Annotated in this window: 19 protein-coding genes and 1 pseudogene; 8 read left to right on the plus strand and 12 right to left on the minus strand. The window is 64.2% G+C overall.

Annotated features, from left to right (window positions below; translation table 11 throughout):
* Both HAPAU_RS09420 and HAPAU_RS09425 read left to right on the plus strand, forming a co-directional pair.
* Positions 1–648 (plus strand): NRDE family protein (locus HAPAU_RS09420; RefSeq protein WP_066381993.1); only part of this gene is annotated, 648 nt, incomplete at its 5' end.
* A 45-nt stretch (positions 649–693) separates the two neighbouring features.
* Complete coding sequence (locus HAPAU_RS09425; protein ID WP_066381996.1) at positions 694–1,053, plus strand: hypothetical protein; 360 nt, start codon at positions 694–696, stop codon at positions 1,051–1,053.
* Between the two features lie 5 nt (positions 1,054–1,058).
* Here HAPAU_RS09425 and HAPAU_RS09430 read toward each other — a convergent pair whose 3' ends face one another.
* Positions 1,059–1,649 carry an NAD(P)/FAD-dependent oxidoreductase gene (locus HAPAU_RS09430; protein WP_066381998.1) on the minus strand — a complete coding sequence of 197 codons (591 nt, stop codon included), beginning with the start codon at positions 1,647–1,649 and terminating at the stop codon, positions 1,059–1,061.
* A 177-nt stretch (positions 1,650–1,826) separates the two neighbouring features.
* Between HAPAU_RS09430 and HAPAU_RS09435 the strand changes: the two genes are divergently transcribed.
* Entirely contained in the window at positions 1,827–2,711 is an 885-nt protein-coding gene (locus tag HAPAU_RS09435) for a DMT family transporter (RefSeq protein WP_066382000.1), read from the plus strand.
* 56 nt (positions 2,712–2,767) lie between these two features.
* On the opposite strand, the pseudogene flaJ reads toward HAPAU_RS09435, so the two are convergent.
* From flaJ to HAPAU_RS09475, 8 genes and pseudogenes are all read right to left on the minus strand, one after another.
* Positions 2,768–4,512: pseudogene (gene flaJ, locus HAPAU_RS09440) on the minus strand (archaellar assembly protein FlaJ).
* Positions 4,512–6,146, minus strand: coding sequence for a type II/IV secretion system ATPase subunit (locus tag HAPAU_RS09445; RefSeq protein ID WP_066382002.1), 1,635 nt, complete (start codon positions 6,144–6,146; stop codon positions 4,512–4,514). The pseudogene flaJ and the gene HAPAU_RS09445 overlap by 1 nt, the downstream one beginning before the upstream one ends.
* A gap of 37 nt (positions 6,147–6,183) precedes the next feature.
* A complete protein-coding gene (locus HAPAU_RS09450; RefSeq protein WP_066382003.1) occupies positions 6,184–6,942 on the minus strand; it encodes an ATPase domain-containing protein in 759 nt (252 codons plus the stop codon).
* The gene (locus HAPAU_RS09455; protein ID WP_066382004.1) at positions 6,939–7,931 is read right to left on the minus strand and encodes a FlaD/FlaE family flagellar protein; all 993 of its coding nucleotides are present in this window, start codon (positions 7,929–7,931) and stop codon (positions 6,939–6,941) included. The genes HAPAU_RS09450 and HAPAU_RS09455 overlap by 4 nt, the downstream gene beginning before the upstream one ends.
* A gap of 214 nt (positions 7,932–8,145) precedes the next feature.
* Positions 8,146–8,490 (minus strand): DUF7500 family protein, encoded by a 345-nt coding sequence (locus HAPAU_RS09460; RefSeq protein WP_245634067.1) that lies wholly within the window; start codon positions 8,488–8,490, stop codon positions 8,146–8,148.
* Positions 8,491–8,628: 138 nt separating this feature from the next.
* Complete coding sequence (locus HAPAU_RS09465) at positions 8,629–9,000, minus strand: fla cluster protein flaG (RefSeq protein ID WP_245634068.1); 372 nt, start codon at positions 8,998–9,000, stop codon at positions 8,629–8,631.
* Positions 9,001–9,444 (minus strand): fla cluster protein flaF, encoded by a 444-nt coding sequence (locus HAPAU_RS09470; protein ID WP_066382005.1) that lies wholly within the window; start codon positions 9,442–9,444, stop codon positions 9,001–9,003.
* Between the two features lie 84 nt (positions 9,445–9,528).
* Positions 9,529–10,350 (minus strand): archaellin/type IV pilin N-terminal domain-containing protein, encoded by an 822-nt coding sequence (locus HAPAU_RS09475; RefSeq protein ID WP_066382010.1) that lies wholly within the window; start codon positions 10,348–10,350, stop codon positions 9,529–9,531.
* A gap of 340 nt (positions 10,351–10,690) precedes the next feature.
* Between HAPAU_RS09475 and HAPAU_RS09480 the strand changes: the two genes are divergently transcribed.
* Positions 10,691–11,029 carry a helix-turn-helix domain-containing protein gene (locus HAPAU_RS09480; RefSeq protein WP_066382012.1) on the plus strand — a complete coding sequence of 113 codons (339 nt, stop codon included), beginning with the start codon at positions 10,691–10,693 and terminating at the stop codon, positions 11,027–11,029.
* A gap of 24 nt (positions 11,030–11,053) precedes the next feature.
* On the opposite strand, the gene HAPAU_RS09485 is transcribed toward HAPAU_RS09480, so the two are convergent.
* Together HAPAU_RS09485 and btuC are read right to left on the minus strand one after the other, a co-directional pair.
* On the minus strand, positions 11,054–12,289 hold the full coding sequence (locus tag HAPAU_RS09485) for an ATP-binding cassette domain-containing protein (RefSeq protein ID WP_066382014.1): 1,236 nt from the start codon (positions 12,287–12,289) through the stop codon (positions 11,054–11,056).
* Positions 12,286–13,371, minus strand: coding sequence for a vitamin B12 ABC transporter permease BtuC (btuC, locus tag HAPAU_RS09490; RefSeq protein ID WP_066382016.1), 1,086 nt, complete (start codon positions 13,369–13,371; stop codon positions 12,286–12,288). The genes HAPAU_RS09485 and btuC overlap by 4 nt, the downstream gene beginning before the upstream one ends.
* A gap of 58 nt (positions 13,372–13,429) precedes the next feature.
* Between btuC and HAPAU_RS09495 the strand changes: the two genes are divergently transcribed.
* Genes HAPAU_RS09495 through HAPAU_RS09510 form a run of 4 tightly spaced genes read left to right on the plus strand, consistent with a single transcriptional unit; the run spans position 13,430 to position 16,084 of the window.
* Positions 13,430–14,509 (plus strand): PGF-CTERM-anchored ABC transporter substrate-binding protein, encoded by a 1,080-nt coding sequence (locus tag HAPAU_RS09495; protein ID WP_066382021.1) that lies wholly within the window; start codon positions 13,430–13,432, stop codon positions 14,507–14,509.
* 39 nt (positions 14,510–14,548) lie between these two features.
* On the plus strand, positions 14,549–14,827 hold the full coding sequence (srp19, locus tag HAPAU_RS09500) for a signal recognition particle subunit SRP19 (protein ID WP_066382023.1): 279 nt from the start codon (positions 14,549–14,551) through the stop codon (positions 14,825–14,827).
* A gap of 4 nt (positions 14,828–14,831) precedes the next feature.
* A complete protein-coding gene (locus HAPAU_RS09505; RefSeq protein WP_066382025.1) occupies positions 14,832–15,059 on the plus strand; it encodes an H/ACA ribonucleoprotein complex subunit GAR1 in 228 nt (75 codons plus the stop codon).
* A gap of 56 nt (positions 15,060–15,115) precedes the next feature.
* Positions 15,116–16,084 (plus strand): presenilin family intramembrane aspartyl protease PSH, encoded by a 969-nt coding sequence (locus HAPAU_RS09510; RefSeq protein WP_066382027.1) that lies wholly within the window; start codon positions 15,116–15,118, stop codon positions 16,082–16,084.
* A gap of 2 nt (positions 16,085–16,086) precedes the next feature.
* Here the strand turns inward: HAPAU_RS09510 and HAPAU_RS09515 are convergent, their stop codons facing one another.
* Positions 16,087–17,310 carry an MFS transporter gene (locus HAPAU_RS09515; RefSeq protein ID WP_066382029.1) on the minus strand — a complete coding sequence of 408 codons (1,224 nt, stop codon included), beginning with the start codon at positions 17,308–17,310 and terminating at the stop codon, positions 16,087–16,089.
* Positions 17,311–17,347 lie beyond the last annotated feature (37 nt).

Consider the following 17,347-nt stretch of genomic DNA (forward strand, 5'->3'; position numbering starts at 1 on the left):
CCCGGAATCTACAGCGAGAACCCCCGAATCGTCGCCCCGTGGGACGAGGAGGCCGGGGGCACGTGGATCGGCTACAACGAGTTCGGTGTGACGGCGGTGATCACGAACCGCTGGCTCGACAGCGAACTGGCCGCCGAGCGCTCGCGTGGCCTGCTCGTCGGCGACGCCCTCGAACGCGAGTCGGCCGAGGACGCCGCCCGGTTCGTCGAGCGCTCAGTGAGGAAATCCGAGTACGACGGGTTCAACCTCGCGTTGATCGACGGAAACGCCGCGATCCTGTTGGAGTGGAACGGCTCCCTTCGCGTGCGGAACCTCGATCCCGGCGTTCACGTCGTCGTCAACGTCGGCGCGGATGACGATTTCGAGATCCCCACCGAACGGGCGGCATTCGGCGAGCAACAGGCAGAAAGCGCCCGCCGGGCACGCGAGGTGCTCCAACCGGAACCCGGTGAGAGTGCGGACGAGTGGCACGAGCGGGCGGCCGCCACGCTTCGGGATCACGAGTACGGCTTTTGCGTGCATGCGGACGAATACGGCACGCGCTCGTCGTCGCTGCTTCGAACGGACGCGGATGGCGTCGAGTACCGGTTTGCCGACGGCCCACCGTGTGAAACCGACCACGAGCGCGTGACGCTGGGGTCTGGCTGAAATAGCAGGCACCGTGTTTATGCCGATTCACATTAGATAGCTGTCATGCTGCTCGATACCGTGATCGTGTTCCTGATCAGTTTGCTGGTCGGGAGTCTAGGGATCTACGTCGGCGTCAGCCTCGCTACTAACGAAGCCATCGGGTTCGGGGGCGCGGCCCTCACCGCATTGTTGGGCGCACTCGCGTGGGGAGTCGTGAGTTTCTTCCTCGGATGGCTCCCGCTCGTCGGCGCACTACTGGCGCTGCTCGCGTGGATCGGTGTGATCAACCTGCGTCACTCGGGCGGTTGGGGGACGGCGGCCCTGATCGGCCTCGTCGCGTGGCTCGTCGCCGGGGCCGTCCTCTACGCGCTCGCAACGGCCGGACTCGTCGCGGCGTCCGCGGTCGGAATCCCGGGCGTCTGAGCGCTTTATTCGCCGTCGTCGACCATCGCGCCGAAGGTCTCCTCGGCGTCGGCTGGGACATCGAAGTCGTGGTAGTGTTCGCCCTTCTCCTTCGAGAGGATATCGAGCGCGGCGGCTGCGCCGTCGCCCGCCGAGATGACTGCCTGCCACTCCTCGGTTCGCCCCATCGCACCGGTCGCGTACGCGTCCTCGACGCTCGTTTCCATGCTCACGTCCACGTCGACGACGCCCTCGTCGGTGAACGCACAGTCGAGGTCCTCGGCGAGGTCCCGATTCGCCCCGGTCGCGAGGATTAGGTAGTCGGCCTCGTACTCGCCGTCGTCGGTGGCGATCGAGAACCCGTCGTTCGAGGTCTCGACGCCGGTGACTTCCTCGCCCTGCTTCCTGTCCGCCCCGAAGTCGTCGACCTGCTGGCGTGCGGTCGCCATAAACGCGCTGCCGTCGACCGAGCCGATCCCGAGGTAGTTGAACAGGTGGGCTTTGTGCATCCACGTCCCGTCGGCGTCGAATACGATGGTACTCAGCCCGTTTTTCGCGGTGAACAGCGCCGCGCTCAGTCCCGCCGGTCCGCCGCCGACGATCGCTACGTCTGCCATATGGCACTAGATGTAATCGAATTGAATAACTCTAGTCTATCCGGATGATTTCACCGATGCTGTCGGAGTCCCGTCGACGGAATGCCCGTCTCCGACTGAAGGGGCTCCACGCTCGAACGCGCGACCGATTGAGATGGACAACGGGCAGTATAAGCGCCCGCCGGTCGATTCCCCGCCGTGTCCCGGGTCTCGCCGCCGCTCGCGCTGGCGTTCTCGATCCTCGCGCTCAGTACGAGCGCGATCCTCGTGCGTTGGAGTACGGCCCCAAGCGTCGTCGTCGCCTTCTACCGCGTTCTGTTTACCCTCCTGTTGCTCGCTCCGGTCGCCCTGTTTCGCTACCGTGCCCATTTCCGCGCGCTCTCAGTGCGGGACGGCGCGGTCGCGGCCGTTACGGGCGTCGCGCTCGCGATCCACTTCGCGGCGTGGTTCGAGAGCCTGAACTGGACGAGCGTCGCCGCGAGCGTCACGCTGGTCCAAACCCAGCCGATCTTCGTCGCACTCGGAGCGTTCTTCCTGCTCAACGAACGGGTTACCGTCCGTACAGTCGGAGGGATCGTCCTCGCGCTCGTCGGCGCAGCGGTGATGTCCGTAAGCGACCTCCTTTTTGGTTCCGCGTTCGCGGGCACCGCCCTCTACGGCAACGCGCTCGCCCTCGTCGGCGGCGTGATGGCCGCCTGCTACGTACTCGCTGGGCGGTCGCTCCGTCAACGGATCGCCCTGCTTCCCTACGTCACCGTCGTCTACGGCGCTTGCACCCTCACGTTGTTCGTGATCGCGCTCGCGAGCGGCGGGGCTCTCACGGGTTATCCGGCCCGCGAGTGGGCCCTCTTCGCGGCGATGGCGATCGGACCGGGCGTGTTCGGTCACACGGTCGTCAACTGGGCGCTCGCACACGTCGAATCGAGCGTCGTCAGCGTCTCGCTTCTCGGCGAGCCGGTCGGCGCAACGCTGCTCGCACTCGTTTTGCTCGCCGAGGTGCCCGGCACGGCGACCGTTCTCGGAGGAACGACCGTTCTCGTCGGCATCTTTCTCACGGCACGCGCCCAGCGACTCGACACCTGAAATTCCGGCCAGTCGCCCGACTTCGGGCCGATTGGTGAGGGTGGTGAAACCACCGATCAGACGTTCAAGAACAGGTCGACGAGTCGCGTGGTCACGACGACGGTGATACAGCCGAGCCACGTCAGTAACATGAAGTGAATGAACGAGTTCGCCTTGTTGCCGCCGTCAACGGTCCGGATCATGATCGCTGACAGTAGCGCGTTGAAGAGGATGACGACCAGCAGCAGGTAACGAATGAGGGCGATGTTGTAGACTTCGGTGTAGATGAGCTGACCCAGTCCGAGCTGATGGGTCGCTGCCATATCGATGTCCATTTCCGAGAGGATCGCGACGACCTCGAGGCCGATGAAGAAGGCGAATGCGGAGGCGGCGGTGATCCCGTAGAGCAGTCCGACGAGCGTCGTCGCCGCCTGCCGGCGCTGTTCGCGCAGTTGGTTGACCTCGCTCATGTTCGTGCTGATCAGTTCGCCGAGCCGACGGGGACTGCCGCCCATCTCCCGGCCGACGAGGTACATCTCGCTGAACTTCTGGATGAGATACGAGCGCGAATCGGTCGCGAAGTAGCGCCACGCCAGCGCGGGGTCGAGTCGCATGTTGAGCCGTTTGTACAGGTCGTCGATCTCGTCGGTGAGCGGCCCGAAGTCCTTGGTCCGGAGCGTCGAGAGCACGTCCGAGGTCGTGCTGCGTTTCGCGCTCTCGCTGGCCCCGAGCGCGCGGATGAAGCTGGGGAATTCCCCGTCGCGGCCCGTAATCAGCTGCTCTTCGTGTCGCAGAACGAGTCCAGGGAGCAACAGCGGTGTCAGCGGGAGCGCGAGATACAGCGGCTCGGGAAGCGAATCGCGCAGAAAGAGGGTTTGAAGGCCGATCGGGCCGACGCCGAACAGACCGAGCGCGGCGAGGACGATCAACAGGACCGACAGCGCGCCGCCGGCGACGAAGCTCACGAGGATGCGGGCCTCGCCGTTCGGGCGGAGTTTCTCGGGGTGATACCAGATCGGGTCGTGGGGCGACATCGTTCGGATGACGAAGTAGAACCCCAGTTGGACGAACATGAACATCATCAGCACGGCCGCGACGGTATAAGTCGGATTCGTCCCCGTCAGGATCGGGAGGACGATCGCGAACACCAGCGCGAACGTCATCGAGAGGATCATCGACATGTAGAGGTCCTTCATCACCTCGATGTTGCCGAGCGTGCTCTCGTAGACGGTGGTGTACTGGCTGATCATCACGTCCTGTTCGGAGATGAGGAAATCCGAGAGGGCCTGTCCGGCACCCAGCGTGTACGCGAGGCGATCGAGAAAGTCCGCAAGCGCGTCGCTCGGAACGACCGCCGCCCGGCGACGGCAGGCGTCGTCGAGGCTCTGGTTCCACATATCGACGATCTGGACGATTCGCCCCATCTCGCGGGCGAGTTCGCCGTATTCGTCCTCGCGGGAGAGGATCCGAAACACCTCTATCCGGTCGATGTTGGTCGTCGAGAGGATCGTCATGTGGGTGATCAGCAGGTGGAACTGATTTTCGATCTCGATCTTTCGCCGGCTCGCGAGCAGTTTCGGGTAGACGAGGGCCGCCCCGAGTGCGAGTAGGCCCAACAGCGGGATCGGGAGACGGACGAACAACGGATACGGGAGGAACAGCCCTGCCAGAAGCGAACAGAGGAACAGGACTCCGGCGGGGAGCAGGACGGTCACCGATAGCGTGCGACCGGCATCTCCATGTAGCGATAGGATCGGACGGTGTCGCTCATCGTCGTCGAGAGCGTCTCGATGAGCCCGTCGTGCCAGTCACTCGCCGCCATTAGCGCCTCGACCGGTGGATGTCGAAGGGGAGTCCATCGACCCCGTCGCGCTGGAACGTGGCGATCGTCTCGTTTACGTCGTGATACCCGGTGATCCCCTCCTCGATCATCCGCTCGAGGATCTCGGCGCGGAACTCCAGATCGGTGTAGATCTCGCGGGTGTCGGCGTATCCCAGTAGGGTGGCGATCTGCTCTTCGAGCACGTAGGAGTTGTTCATCCCCTGAAAGACGATCTCGTCTTCGACGGGGTCCCAGTAGAACACCTGTCGGGTGACGACGCCGTCCATCTCCTTCGAGTAGCCCTCGATCTCCTGAACGCTCGTCACACGCCGAAGAACGTCATCGCCCTGTTTGACACGGTTCTGGAAGATGGCCACGTCGGCGTTGTCCATGAAGGTCTGCGGGATGTTGATCGGATCACCGGTGAAACGCTGGACCATCGAGACGATGTCGCTGGCGTGGAAGGTCAGCATCACCGGGTGACCGGTTTGAGCGGCCTGAAACGCCATGCGTCCCTCCTCGCCACGGACCTCGCCGACGACGATGTAATCCGGCCGCGATCGCAGTGCGGCGGCGACCAGATCGAACATGTCGACGTCCTCGCTGTCGCCGCCGCCCTCCCGAGTCAGGAGCTGTTGCCACGTGTCGTGCGGTGGCACCACCTCGGCGGTGTCTTCGGCGGTGTAGATCTTCGAATCACGGGGAATGAAGGACATGATGGCGTTGAGCGTCGTCGTCTTCCCGCTTGCGGTCTCGCCGACGACGAAGACGGTCTGTTCGTTCTCGAGACAGAGCCACAGGTAGGCGGCGAGTTCGGGCGAGAGCGTTCCCCACTCGGTGATCTGGGCCACCGACAGCGGGATCTCCTCGCCCTGTCGAATGGTGAGACTCGGTCCTTTGATGCTCACGTCGTCGGAGTAGATGAGGTTGAGTCGCGAGCCGTCGGGCAGGGTGGAGTCGACGATCGGATCGGCATCGCTAACCGGGTCGCCGATACGCTCGCCGAGGTTCCGAATCCACTGTTGGAACTGCTCGGGACGACCGAAATCGACGGTCGTCTTCAACATCCCGTAGACCCCGTGGTCGACGTAACACTCGTGTGGGCCGATGACGTGGATGTCCTCGTTTGCGGGGTCCCGGAGGACGGCTTCGAGGGGGCCAAGCCCGACGATGTCGCGGGTGAGTCGATAACGGAGGGTCTCATAGGTCTCGGGGGTGACCTGATAGCGCCCCGTCGAGAGCCGCCGGGAGATGGCGTCCTTCCAATCCGGTGGCTCGTCGTCGGTGTACGTCGTCGCCGCGAGCAACTCCTCGATCCGGTCGCCGTATTCGCCTTCGTTTTCGGGGGCGGCGTGGTCGACGCTTCTTCGCAGTAGCTCGCTTTTGATGTCCTCGTAGAGGTCGAGGTCCGCCTCCGAAAGCGTGGGCTCGACGACGTGGTAGACCGTCTCCTGACCGACGTCGCCGTAGATGTGACAGTAGATCGGACCACCGACGGAATACAGGACGTTCGGGTAGTGTGTCTCGTACTCGCCGTCGGCCCCCTCGATGAGGAGGGGGAATTCGCCGCTGGCCTGCTTCGTTCTCAGCAGGTAATCGCGCAGATGGGGCTGGTCGGCGACGAGTTCGCGCAGCGCCTTCGACGGTTTGACGGTTCCCTGTTCGGTCGTCTCAGGCGACGCTACGGCTCTCGATCACGATGCCGGTGCCCGAGCGCACGGAGTAGCCGATCGTGTCCCCGACTTGCTCGCCCATTCCCGCAAAGCGTTTGACCGATATCTGTCGGCGCACGTCGTTACCGACCTCGATCATCTGGAGCTGCAAGAACACGTCCGCGATCGATCTGAAGGGACCGATCGCCTCCTCGTCGACCGTCGAGGGATCGACGGTGAGGACGATGGTCTTGCCCCGCGAGGTCAGGCTCCGGAAGAACGAAATGATCTCGAGGGCGGCCTGGCGTTCGTCGTTCTGTCTGATGAGTGCCTCGAACGTGGGGTCGTTCCTCAGGATCGCGTCGAACGTATCGAGGACGATCACGTCCCGCTCCCACATGGTTTCGGCCTCCATCAGCCGGGTGAGCAGTTCGCGGCGTTTCCCGTCGGAATTCCCGCCCGAAAACGTCTGCCCGGTATCGAAGTCGGCGTGTAAGAACAACAGCCGCTCGTCGAGCAGGTGCGAGACCATGTCGTACGAAAGCGAGTGCATCTGTTCGACGAACCCGCCGACGGTGAGTTCGGTCGAGAGGAGTGTAACGGTCCGATCGGTCTCACAGAGCCCGTAGCTGAAACGCTGGGAGAGCGCGCTCTTTCCGGCACCGTAATCGCCCTCTATGAGGACGATACTGCCCCGCGGAAGGCCGCCACCGAGCTCCGTGTTGAGACGGTCGTGATCGTCCAACCCGAGCGAGAGGAGGTTCGTGTGTGTACTCATTGTTCTGCCCGCCGCGAGCCGTCGGTCCATCCCTCGAGGACGACGGGTGCCGCCGTGCTGCTCGCCAGTTGGCAGATATACCGGAGACTCTGGGTGTGATCCGCGACCGAAAGCCCCTGTTGGTCCCCCTCGTCCGCTTCGAATCCGGCGATGAACGCCCGGAGCTGGTCGCCCGCGTCCTCGTCGATCCACCTGATCGATTCGTAGTACTCGATCGCCGTCTCGGCCTGTTCGATTCCGCCCGTCTCGACGAGATACTCGAGCCACTCGAGAATGAGGAGATCAGCGACGTAGCCGTCCGCCGGCCCTCGGAGATAGGGCTTCTCGGCGTCGGGAACCTCACTCAGCGTCCGCTCCGTGTGCCGCTGGTCGCTTTCGGCCGCCCGCGGTCCTTCGACCGGGACGATGGCGGAGCCGTCCACCGAGGAATCCGACTCCTCGGCGGTTACTTCCTCGGATTCGTACTCGGCTTTGAGGTCGTCGAAATCGGTCGATCCCGCGTCGTCTCCGGACTCTTCGGGATCGTCGTCGAACGCGGCGGCCTCGTCCGTAGTTTCGTCACCGTCGAACAGCCCGAGCGAGCCGTTGGAGGCGCCGCCACCCGCCCCGTCCTCGTCGTCGGTGAACGGATTGACCCCGCGAGTCACCATCTCGTAGACGTTCAACAGCTTGCGGACGTTCTCTTCGATCTCCTCGTTCTCGCTTCGGATCGTGTTGACCGTCGAGGTGATGCTCTCGAGTTCCGTCTCGACGTCATCGACCCGCTGTTCGAGCTCCTCCGTAGCGTATTCGTCGTCATCACCGGCCATCGAGAGTTCGCCCAACTCCTCTTCGCTACCGCGCCCGTTGCCCGTTTCGCCGAACCCCTCATCGAACGGGTCCTCGGTTGTGCTTCCGCCGTCGGTGGCTGGCTGGTCGCCTCTCGACTCGGTTCGGTGTCGCCTCGCAGACGATCGAACAAGCTCATTCCGACCGCCCCGACTGAACACCGAGTGTCATACCTACCGTTTCAACGATCATACCATTAAAAATATGTAGTTACTATTTAATGTTTCGGCTACAATATTAGTTCTGAGATTGGGGAGAGTCGAGACTATCGAGGAGCTCGGCAATCGAATCCGCCGGAGAGAGGTCGTACCGATCGAGCACGGTTTCGACGGTCGGGCGTGGGCCGATCGCGAGATCCGATTCGGCGACGAGGATCTAGAGGACCCGAGCCGGATCGAGGTCGTCGTCGACCCGTGTCGCATACCACCGAAGGAGGTCCGAGAAGACCACGACGACGTCGTTTGACTGGATCCGGTAGTTCGAGACGTGGCCGTCGATACGCGCCTCGATATCGATGTCGTAACTCGCCGCTGTCGGATCAGGTGAGGGATCGTTGTCGGTCCCCGCCGAACGGCGTGACTGCGTCTCGGGCGGGCTAGCGTCCGTCGAGACGACGTAGCGTCCCGACTCGATCTCTGCGGCGTACTCGCTGTTCGTGATGTCGAGATCCGACGGCGATAGGACACCCTCGTCCTGTGGATCCGGTTGTTCCCCCGGCATGCGGGGACTATTGTCAGGAAGAAATAAATACCTATTGGCCGGAAGGTTCGTGGTAGAAGTCGAACGTCGCTCGGGTGCCGTGGGCGATAACTGTCACCCTGTGGTCGCCGGCACCGAGTTCATTGTCGAGGGTAACGGTCACCTCCGCGACCGCTCCCGGGGACCAGCGCGTCCCCCCCCCGAGACGACGGCGGTCTCCGTCTCGGTCTGGTAGTTCCCGTCGAGTAACACGTCCAGATCCGAGCCGTCGGTGGCGAGCGTGTTTCGGCCAGTGTTTTTCACGAGCAGCGTGATCGTGGTGTCGTTCCCACTGTCGTTGTAGATCGCCCCGCTCGCCGGATCGCTGATCACGACGAGATCGGTGTCGACTTGCCGGGTCAGCTCCTGGCTCTGTTTGTCGACGGAGCTACTCACCTGTTCGACGCCCGTGATCAGCGTCCCGGCGACGCTCGCCGCGACGAGCAGGCTCGCGACGAAGATGATAAGATGGGAGATCGAGACCGATCCCATCTATGATTCCTCCGTGAGCGTGGCCGATCCGACGACGCCGTTTTGGGTGATTATTTTCACTCTGTCTCCGTTCGATTCGATTTCGTATTCGAGTCGGTCGCCCGGGATCCAGAGGTTCGTCCCCTCCCGTAACTCGTCGTTCGTCCCGGTTCGTATCGTCGGGGTTTCGTTTCTGTACTCGCCGTCGACGAGTAGATCCGTGCGGTCGATCGCCAACGTGGTCGAATCGGTGTTCGTGACGGTGACGGTGACCGTCTCGTTGTCCCGTTGGACGTCGTTGATCTCGATGGCCGTGTTCTGTTGATCGAGCAGGTGATCAGCGCGCTCGTCCTGTGCGGTCGTGATCCGGTCGAAGCTGTCGGTCGCGACCGTGAAAGCCGCACTGAACGCTATCAGACAGCCGATGAGGATGACCACCGTGGATCCGCTGACGCTGAAGCCCATTTGAGTGTGTGTTCCGTGTACTGAAAGCCGACACCGCATCGCACCGCCGACCGGTCGACAGGTTGGTTAGTGAGCGATACCCGATTACAGCGCGACGACGTTCCCGGCACTCGTGAGCGAGTCGGGGACCTGAACCGTCACGGTGTGCTGTGCGCCCGATGCCGTCGTGATCGTCAGCTCGACGTCGTCGCCGGCACCGAGTGCAGCGATGTTGAACTTGTTACCACCCAACGCGGTGTGGTCAAGCGTGATCCGATAGCGGTCGCTGTTGTCGGTCATGACGTTATCGCCGCCGCTCTCGGAGGAGATGGCGCTGATCGTGTAGCCGGTATCGCCATCCGGTCCGGCGGTGTCGGTAATGGTCGCACCATCAGTAGCCACAGTAGCAGTTGTCGAACTGTCTGCCACAGTAACATCGACATCACCGTCCGTACTAGTGGCCACATATTCACCGTTGGACAGCTCGAAGGTCGCCACGCCATTCTCGTCCGTTGTAGCGGTGACACCGATCGGATCGACGGTGACCTCCGTACCGGCAGTGCTACCGGATGTAATCTCGACAGTGTACGTCTCGGCGGCACCGATGTTCTCGGCACCACTGGGGCCGAGATACTGGATGTCTAGTTCAGTGAGGTCGATATCGCCCGCACCGGGCGCTCGCTGGACGGTCAGCGAGGTCTTTTCGACCTGATCGTTGTTGACCGAACCGACTTCGCTGAGCACCTGCAAGTTGTCCGAGACCTGTTGGGTGCTCTCGATACCCGTATCCTCTGCTTGCGTCTGGAGGAAGCCGGCCGTGTTGATCAGCACGCCCGCTGCAATGGCTGCAACGAGGACCATCGCGATGAACACGATGAGGGTGCCGATACCGACCTGACCCCTGTCTTCTGTCTGTGTTTCGAACATTGTTGTGTTGGTGGTTCTGCCACGCTGGCGAACCGTATAACATATCGTATTATTTATATTTATAAAATTATCTTTTTAGTCATCAAATATGATGACCGTACCACCGATATTCTCTCTACCCGAACTAACAGTAGTGAGACGGCCGAGAAACATCGAACCACTGTGAACACGTGGGGATTTTGAGGGGTACTAATCGCGTGATACGATATCTCCTATCGTAGTCCGTGACCCGAAGTAGAGAATCATCAACACGGATCGGTCATATAGCCGTTCGCCGAACAGCGGTTCCCTGATCAGTCGCCATCTTTATTATTATTCTATTTCTCATAATATTCAATAAATGTCCCCCGAATCGGTCCTCCTCGTCCTCGGCAACGAGTACAACGCGGCGATCCTCGGCGCCACAGATGAGGCCCGCTCCGCACAGGCGCTCAGCGACGAACTCGACATCCCGATCGCGACCTGCTATCGACGGATCGAGGAGTTAGAGGAGGCAAACCTCCTCGAACTCGAAGGGCGGGTTCTTTCCGATGACCGTCGCCGGGTGAGCGTCTACCGACGTGCTGTCGACCGGGTCGTCGTGGACTTCGAGAACGGGGACTATGAGGTGACGGTCGACGACCGCGGTGACGTGACGAACACACTGGACGAGGTCTGGCGGTCGCTTTCGAGTCCCTGATCGCCCACCAGTGGACCCCCTCGATTACGGGTTGGAATCAATCGCCCGAGCCACGGCGCTCAATACCGCACTCCCGGCGACGACGGCTCCCTGCTCACGAAGCGAGCGATAGACGGCCGCCGCGTCCCCGCCCGCGTAGTTTCGCTCCTCGAAGGGGCGGTCCTCGACGACGACCAGCGCGTCGCTTTCGGCGGCACACTCGAGGTTCGCGAGGTTGCCCGAGCCGACTTCGATATCCCCCGCTACGGTTACGTCGGCCGCGAGGACCCGTTCCGTGATTCGCTGTCGCGTTTCGGCGTCGATCGGCGCGAACGGTTCGACGGTGACGGTATCGAGGCCGAGCAGCCGAGCGGTTTCGAGGTCCGAATCGCCGGTCCCGAGCGCGCCGACCGACACCTCGTATCCCGCTGCCGAGAGCACGTAGAGGACTCGGGAAACGGTCCCACCCCCACCGATGACGTGGACCCGCCCCTCGCGGTCGCCGCCGCGTTCGGGAAGGGCGGTGACGTAGACCGCCCCCGTCACGGGGTGGCGGCTGACGACCGCCCGGGTGTCGAACGCCCTTCCGAGGTTCGACTCGGTGAGCACACGTTCTGGAGCGCCGCTGTCGAGAATTCGGCCCCCCGAGAGCAAGAGGAGGTCGTCACAGTAATGGGCCGCGAGGTTCAGGTCGTGGATCGCCGCGATCACGGTCTTTCCCTCGTCGACGAGGTCGGCCACGAGTTCGAGCGTCCGGATCTGGTGGTTGATGTCGAGGCTCGCGGTCGGTTCGTCGAGCAGCAGTATGGGGGTGTCCTGTGCGAGCGCCCGCGCGAGGACGACTCGCTGGCGCTCGCCGCCGCTTACGGCACCGATCGATCGATCCGCGAACACCTCCGTTTCGGTACGGGAGAGCGCCCGCTCGACGGCTTCCTCGCCCGCTTCGTCCGCGTTCGATCGGAATCGGGACCGATAGGGGGTTCTACCCATCGCGACCACCTCGCGAACGTCGAAGTCAAAGGAGAGGCTCGTGTCCTGGGGGACGGTCGCGACCCGCCTGCTCGCCGCACGCGAGGACAGATCACGAACCGACTCGCCGTCGAGCAGCACGGTTCCGGCGTCGGGTTTCAACACCGCGCCGACGGTACGCAACAGGGTGGATTTCCCGGCGCCGTTCGGACCGACCAGCCCGACGAACCGCCCCTCGTCGACGTGGGCGCTCACCGCGTCGAGGACGGCCATGCCGCCCAGTCGAACGTCCACGTCTCGGATGTCGATCACAGCGCGTGCACCTCCCGCGTGCGAAGCAGGTAGAGGAAAAAGGGGGCACCGAGGGCAGCAGTCACAATACCGACCGGTACCTCGGCGGGCCCCGCTCGCGCCACGGTGTCGGTCGCGACCAGAAACATCGCACCCGCGAGCGCCGAGGTCGGCAGCAGGATCCGGTGATCGGGGCCGACGAGAAGTCGCATCATGTGGGGGACGATCAGCCCGACGAAGCCGATCACACCCGAGACCGCGACCCCGGCGGCGGTGATGACGCTCGCGGCCGCGAGCAGCAGGCGTTTGGTTCGTTCGACCTCGATCCCTAAACTCTGGGCGTCCTCCTCGCCGAGTAAGAGAACGTTGAGGTCGCTCGCGTAGAACACGAGCAGGGCGAAGATGGGGATCACCACCGGCAACGAGAGTCGCACGTCCGTCCACGTACTCGCGTGGAGGTGACCCATCAGCCAGTAGACGACCTGCTCTAAACTCTCGCCGGCGCTCAACTGGAGATACGAGATCATCGCGCCCAGAAAGGTCTGGATGGCGACGCCGGCTAAGAGAAGGGTCGCGACCGGAGTTCGCCCGCCCTCGCTCGCGATCAGGTAGACCGCGAAGGCGGTGACGATCGCACAAACGAAGGCCATCGGGCGAAGCCCGACCGACAGGGGAAGCACGATCGAGGCGACCGCGCCGAGTGCGGCCCCCGAGGAAACGCCGATGATCGAGGGGTCGGCCATCGGGTTCCTGAAAAAGCCCTGCATCACGGTGCCGGCCGCGGCGAGCGCGAACCCGACCGTCGCCGCGAGGATCACTCTGGGCAGGCGGATCCGCATGACGATCGTCTCGTGGGTTTCCGGCACCCGAAAGTCGAAGACTGCTACCCACTCGATTCGGGGGAGCGGGATCGAGAACGGGCCAACCCCTGTAGAAATCGCCGGGCTGATCCCGACCGGGAGCGCCACCGCGTTCAGCAGTACCTTCGCCACCACGACGGGATCGACCCGAACGGGACCGAGCGCCGCGCTGAGGAGGACCACACAGACGAGGAGACAACAGAGCCCCACGGACCACACCCCCGTTTCGAGACGCCGATTCACGATAGCAACTGGATTTGCTTTAGGTAAATACTTATTGAATAAGTGCGCAGTCGGTCGCATGCGAAACGTGTTTTCCGTCGCCGTGGCGCTGTTGGTGCTCACGTCAACGTTGGGGATGGGTGCAGTCGGCACGCACGGCGGCGTCGCGGCCGCACAGCCCGCGTGTGAGTTCCCGGTCAGCGTCACGGACGCGACGGGCAAGGAGATCACCGTCGAGGAGGAACCGGAGCGGATCGTCGCGATGCAGCCAAGCGACGCCCAGATCCTCTGGGAGATCGGTGCCCGGGAGAAGGTCGTCGGGATGCCGGTCGGACAGTACACCGACTATCTGGAGGGCCACGACGAGCCGGCGGACATCACCGCCGACGACGGGATCACCGTCAGCACCGAGCGCGTGATCGACCTCGAACCCGATCTGGTGTTGGCCTCGGCCGTCGCCGAGGAAGAACAGGTCCAACAGCTCCGAGAAGCCGGTCTGACCGTCTATCAGGTCGGGAGCGCCACCTCGATCGAGGACGTAACCGAGAACACCGAGACGGTCGGTCGGCTCACCGGCGAGTGTGCGGGCGCGGCCGAGACCGTCGACTGGATGAACGAGGAACTCGCGACGACCGAGACGGCCGTCGAGGGCGAGGACTCGCCCACCGTGCTGTACGCGATGGGTGACGGCTTTACCGCCGGGCAGGGTACCTTCATCGAGGACGTGATCCGGACGGCGGGCGGCGAGAACCTCGGTTCGAGCGCGGGCGTCGAGTTCTACGGCCAGATCAACGAGGAGGTCGTGATCGCGGAGGACCCCGACTGGATCGTCTACCCCGACACCTTCGAGGAGCCGCCCGTGAGCGAGCAGGTGATCGAGAGCACGACCGCCGGACAGGAAGGCCAGATCGTACAGGTCGACGCCGACCGACTGAACCAGCCCGGCCCACAGGTGATCTACGCGATCCAGAACCTCGCCGAGACGTTCCACCCCGACGCGTACGCGGCCGCTCAGGGCGACGCACCAGCACAGGAAGACGAGGGTGACGACCAGCCGGCCGATGCCACCGACGCCGGCGAAGACCAACCCGGCTTCGGTATCGTCGCCGCGCTGGCTGCCATCGTCGCCGCCGGCCTCCTCTTCTTCCGGCGGCGATAGGTCGCAAGGCGTTTTACCTCCCGGGAAGCGAGAGGTGGTATGGTCGAAAACGTGATCTGGCCCGCCTATCTCGACGCGGAGGTGTCCCGTTCGAAGGGACGCCGGGTCCCACGGGACCTCGCGGTTCCCGAACCGACGGTCGACGAGATCGCCGCCGCCGCCGGGCAGGTGGGCTACGACGCCGTCATCGAGCGCGATCGGACCTATCCCCGCGAGTACGAGCCGCGTGGGCGGGTCCTGATCAAGGACGCCGACGACGCCTCGAAGAACGACCTCGTGCAGGCGCTCGCCGCCTACGTAACGGCCCTGCGGGAATGAGCCAATGAAACGCGTCGGCGAGGTCGTCAGGACGGCACAGGGATTGGCGATCGTCCGGTGTCCCGAGGGGAGTACGCCGGAGATCGGCACCGTCGTGATCGATGAGGACCTCTCGGAAGTCGGCCGGGTCGTCGACGTCTTCGGGCCCGTTTCCAGACCGTACGTCGCGGTCACGCCCGACGATCGGGCGACGCTGCCGAAACTGCTTGGCGGGAAGCTCTACGCCCGGTAACTCCCGGCAGAGCGACGAACGGAAACCCCAAAGGTCCGCGCGCGAAACCGGGAGGTATGAAGCAGCGTCGTCGCGTGTCGATCGCCGTCGCCGGAACGGTCGCGCTCTTTCTTACGATCCAGCTCGGCGCGCTCGCGCTGGTCGAGCCGTTCCAGTCGGCGGGCCTGCAGGCCGTCGAGAACCCCGAGGACCCGACCAATTCGTTCCTGTACATCGGTGCGATCCTCGTCGCCACGGGGCTGATGCTCGCGGCGTTCAAGTTCGATCTCGAATGGCTGATCCGCGGGATGGTCGTCCTCGCGAGCGTCCTCCTCTCGTGGTACGTCCTCGTGGTCGTCGTCCCGCCGGTGCTGTCGGTCGGTGGACTCAACGTTCCGGCCGCCCTCGGCGCGCTCGCTATCGGCGTGGGACTGATCGCCTATCCCGAGTGGTACGTCATCGACGCTGCCGGCGTGGTGATGGGCGCGGGCGCGGCGGGGCTGTTCGGCATCACCTTCGGGATCCTCCCCGCGCTCGTCCTCCTGGCGGTGCTCGCGGTCTACGACGCCATCAGTGTCTACGGTACGAAACACATGCTCTCGCTCGCCGACAGCGTCATGGACATCAAGGTGCCCGTCCTCCTGATCGTGCCCGTCTCACCGGGCTACTCGTTTCTCGACGACGGTGCGGACGGCGACCACAGCGAGCGTGAGGGGGGCGAGGGAACCGACGAACCGGCCGCCGAAAACGGGGACCGGGACGCCTTTTTCATCGGGCTGGGCGACGCCGTGATCCCGACGATCCTGATCGCCAGCGCCGCGTTTTTCGTTTCGACACCCTCACTCGCCGTTCCGGGGCTCGCTCTCACGGTCCCCGCGCTCGGTGGGATGATCGGCATGCTCATCGGGCTTCTCGTCCTGTTGTGGGCGGTGCTTCAGGGGCGCGCTCACGCCGGACTTCCCCTCTTGAACAGTGGGGCCATCGCGGGCTATCTGGTGGGTGCGCTCGCGAGCGGGCTGACGCTCACACAGGCGATCGGGCTGTAGCGTCACGCGCTGAGACGACCCGCGACGGCGATCGCGACGGCGCCGGCCAGCGCGAGGAGGCCGGCAGCGACGAACGCCGGGGAGTAGGTCCCGATAGCGTCGTGGCCCGCGCCGGCGACGTACGGCGAGACGAGCCCCGAGATGCCGAGCGAGACCGACACCAGCCCGAAGACGGCGTTGATGTTCGACCGGCCGAACAGGTCGGCGGTGAGCGGCGCGAGCAGCGCGCCGTTGCCCCCGTAGGCGAGGCCGTAGACGAACGCGAAGGCGAGAAGCGTCGCCGCGGTGTCGAGGGCGGGTAACGTGATCGTCGCGGCCCCCATGGTCGCCGAGCAGACGACGAACGTCGACACCCGACCGACCCGGTCGGCGGCGTGGCCGATCGTCACCCGACCCACGACGCTCGCCCCGCCGATGAGCGCCACGGCGGTGGCGCCGACCGTCCGCGAGAGGCCGAGGTCGACGATGTGAACGACGAGGTGCGAGAGGACGACGTAGAGCGTCGTGTAGATCAGCAACCAGCCGAGGAACTGCGCGAGGAAGGCGGGAGAACGGGCGATCGTTCGCACATCGGTGAGCCGTTCGTGGAGGCCGACGCGCTGACTCGCTTGAAACCCGTCGGCGAACTCGCGGTCGGGGACCTGCTCGGGCGCGGGTTCGTCGCGGACGGCGGCGATGGCGACCACCAGCAACGCCACCGCACAGGCGGCGAGTACCAGCAACGCGGACCGCCAGCCCAACCGAACGATGAGCGCGTCCGCGGCGGGCGCGACGACGACCATTCCCATCCCGAGGCCGGCGGATGCGAGGCCACCCGCGAGCCCCTGGCGGCGGTCGAACCACCGGGGGACGGTCGCGTAGGAGACGACGAACAGGACGCTCATCCCGAGCCCGGTGACGACCCCGTAGGTGAGTACGAGGGCGGGGAGCGACCGGGCCTGGCTGGTCCCGGCCAGTCCGATCCCGAGGACGACGGTCCCGACCGCGAGCATCCGGCGGGTCCCGTACCGATCGACTAGCACGCCGATGACGACCGCGCCGAGGTAGAGCATCAACGACTGGACGCCGAACGCGACCGATGTGACGCCCCGCGAGCGGCCGAATTCCTCGAGGATCGGCTCGAAGAACACGCCGAAGGAGTAGGAGAGACCGAAGACGACGAACGAGCCCAGAAAGCAGGCGGCGACGACGACCCAGCCGTAGTAGACCCGTCCCACGTGCGACATCGACACGAACGACGCGTCCCGACCGGGTTAAATCGTC

Origin of the sequence: Halalkalicoccus paucihalophilus (assembly GCF_001593955.1) — an archaeon.
Taxonomy (GTDB): domain Archaea; phylum Halobacteriota; class Halobacteria; order Halobacteriales; family Halalkalicoccaceae; genus Halalkalicoccus; species Halalkalicoccus paucihalophilus.

What these genes read in the sequence shown, in the direction of transcription:
- HAPAU_RS09425 (WP_066381996.1), top strand. Translation starts at nt 694, where the DNA reads ATGCTGCTCGATACCGTGATCGTGTTCCTGATCAGTTTGCTGGTCGGG.
- HAPAU_RS09430 (WP_066381998.1), bottom strand. Translation starts at nt 1,649, where the DNA reads ATGGCAGACGTAGCGATCGTCGGCGGCGGACCGGCGGGACTGAGCGCG.
- HAPAU_RS09450 (WP_066382003.1), bottom strand. Translation starts at nt 6,942, where the DNA reads ATGAGTACACACACGAACCTCCTCTCGCTCGGGTTGGACGATCACGAC.
- HAPAU_RS09460 (WP_245634067.1), bottom strand. Translation starts at nt 8,490, where the DNA reads ATGCCGGGGGAACAACCGGATCCACAGGACGAGGGTGTCCTATCGCCG.
- HAPAU_RS09465 (WP_245634068.1), bottom strand. Translation starts at nt 9,000, where the DNA reads ATGGGATCGGTCTCGATCTCCCATCTTATCATCTTCGTCGCGAGCCTG.
- HAPAU_RS09470 (WP_066382005.1), bottom strand. Translation starts at nt 9,444, where the DNA reads ATGGGCTTCAGCGTCAGCGGATCCACGGTGGTCATCCTCATCGGCTGT.
- HAPAU_RS09475 (WP_066382010.1), bottom strand. Translation starts at nt 10,350, where the DNA reads ATGTTCGAAACACAGACAGAAGACAGGGGTCAGGTCGGTATCGGCACC.
- HAPAU_RS09480 (WP_066382012.1), top strand. Translation starts at nt 10,691, where the DNA reads ATGTCCCCCGAATCGGTCCTCCTCGTCCTCGGCAACGAGTACAACGCG.
- HAPAU_RS09495 (WP_066382021.1), top strand. Translation starts at nt 13,430, where the DNA reads ATGCGAAACGTGTTTTCCGTCGCCGTGGCGCTGTTGGTGCTCACGTCA.
- srp19 (WP_066382023.1), top strand. Translation starts at nt 14,549, where the DNA reads ATGGTCGAAAACGTGATCTGGCCCGCCTATCTCGACGCGGAGGTGTCC.
- HAPAU_RS09505 (WP_066382025.1), top strand. Translation starts at nt 14,832, where the DNA reads ATGAAACGCGTCGGCGAGGTCGTCAGGACGGCACAGGGATTGGCGATC.
- HAPAU_RS09510 (WP_066382027.1), top strand. Translation starts at nt 15,116, where the DNA reads ATGAAGCAGCGTCGTCGCGTGTCGATCGCCGTCGCCGGAACGGTCGCG.
- HAPAU_RS09515 (WP_066382029.1), bottom strand. Translation starts at nt 17,310, where the DNA reads ATGTCGCACGTGGGACGGGTCTACTACGGCTGGGTCGTCGTCGCCGCC.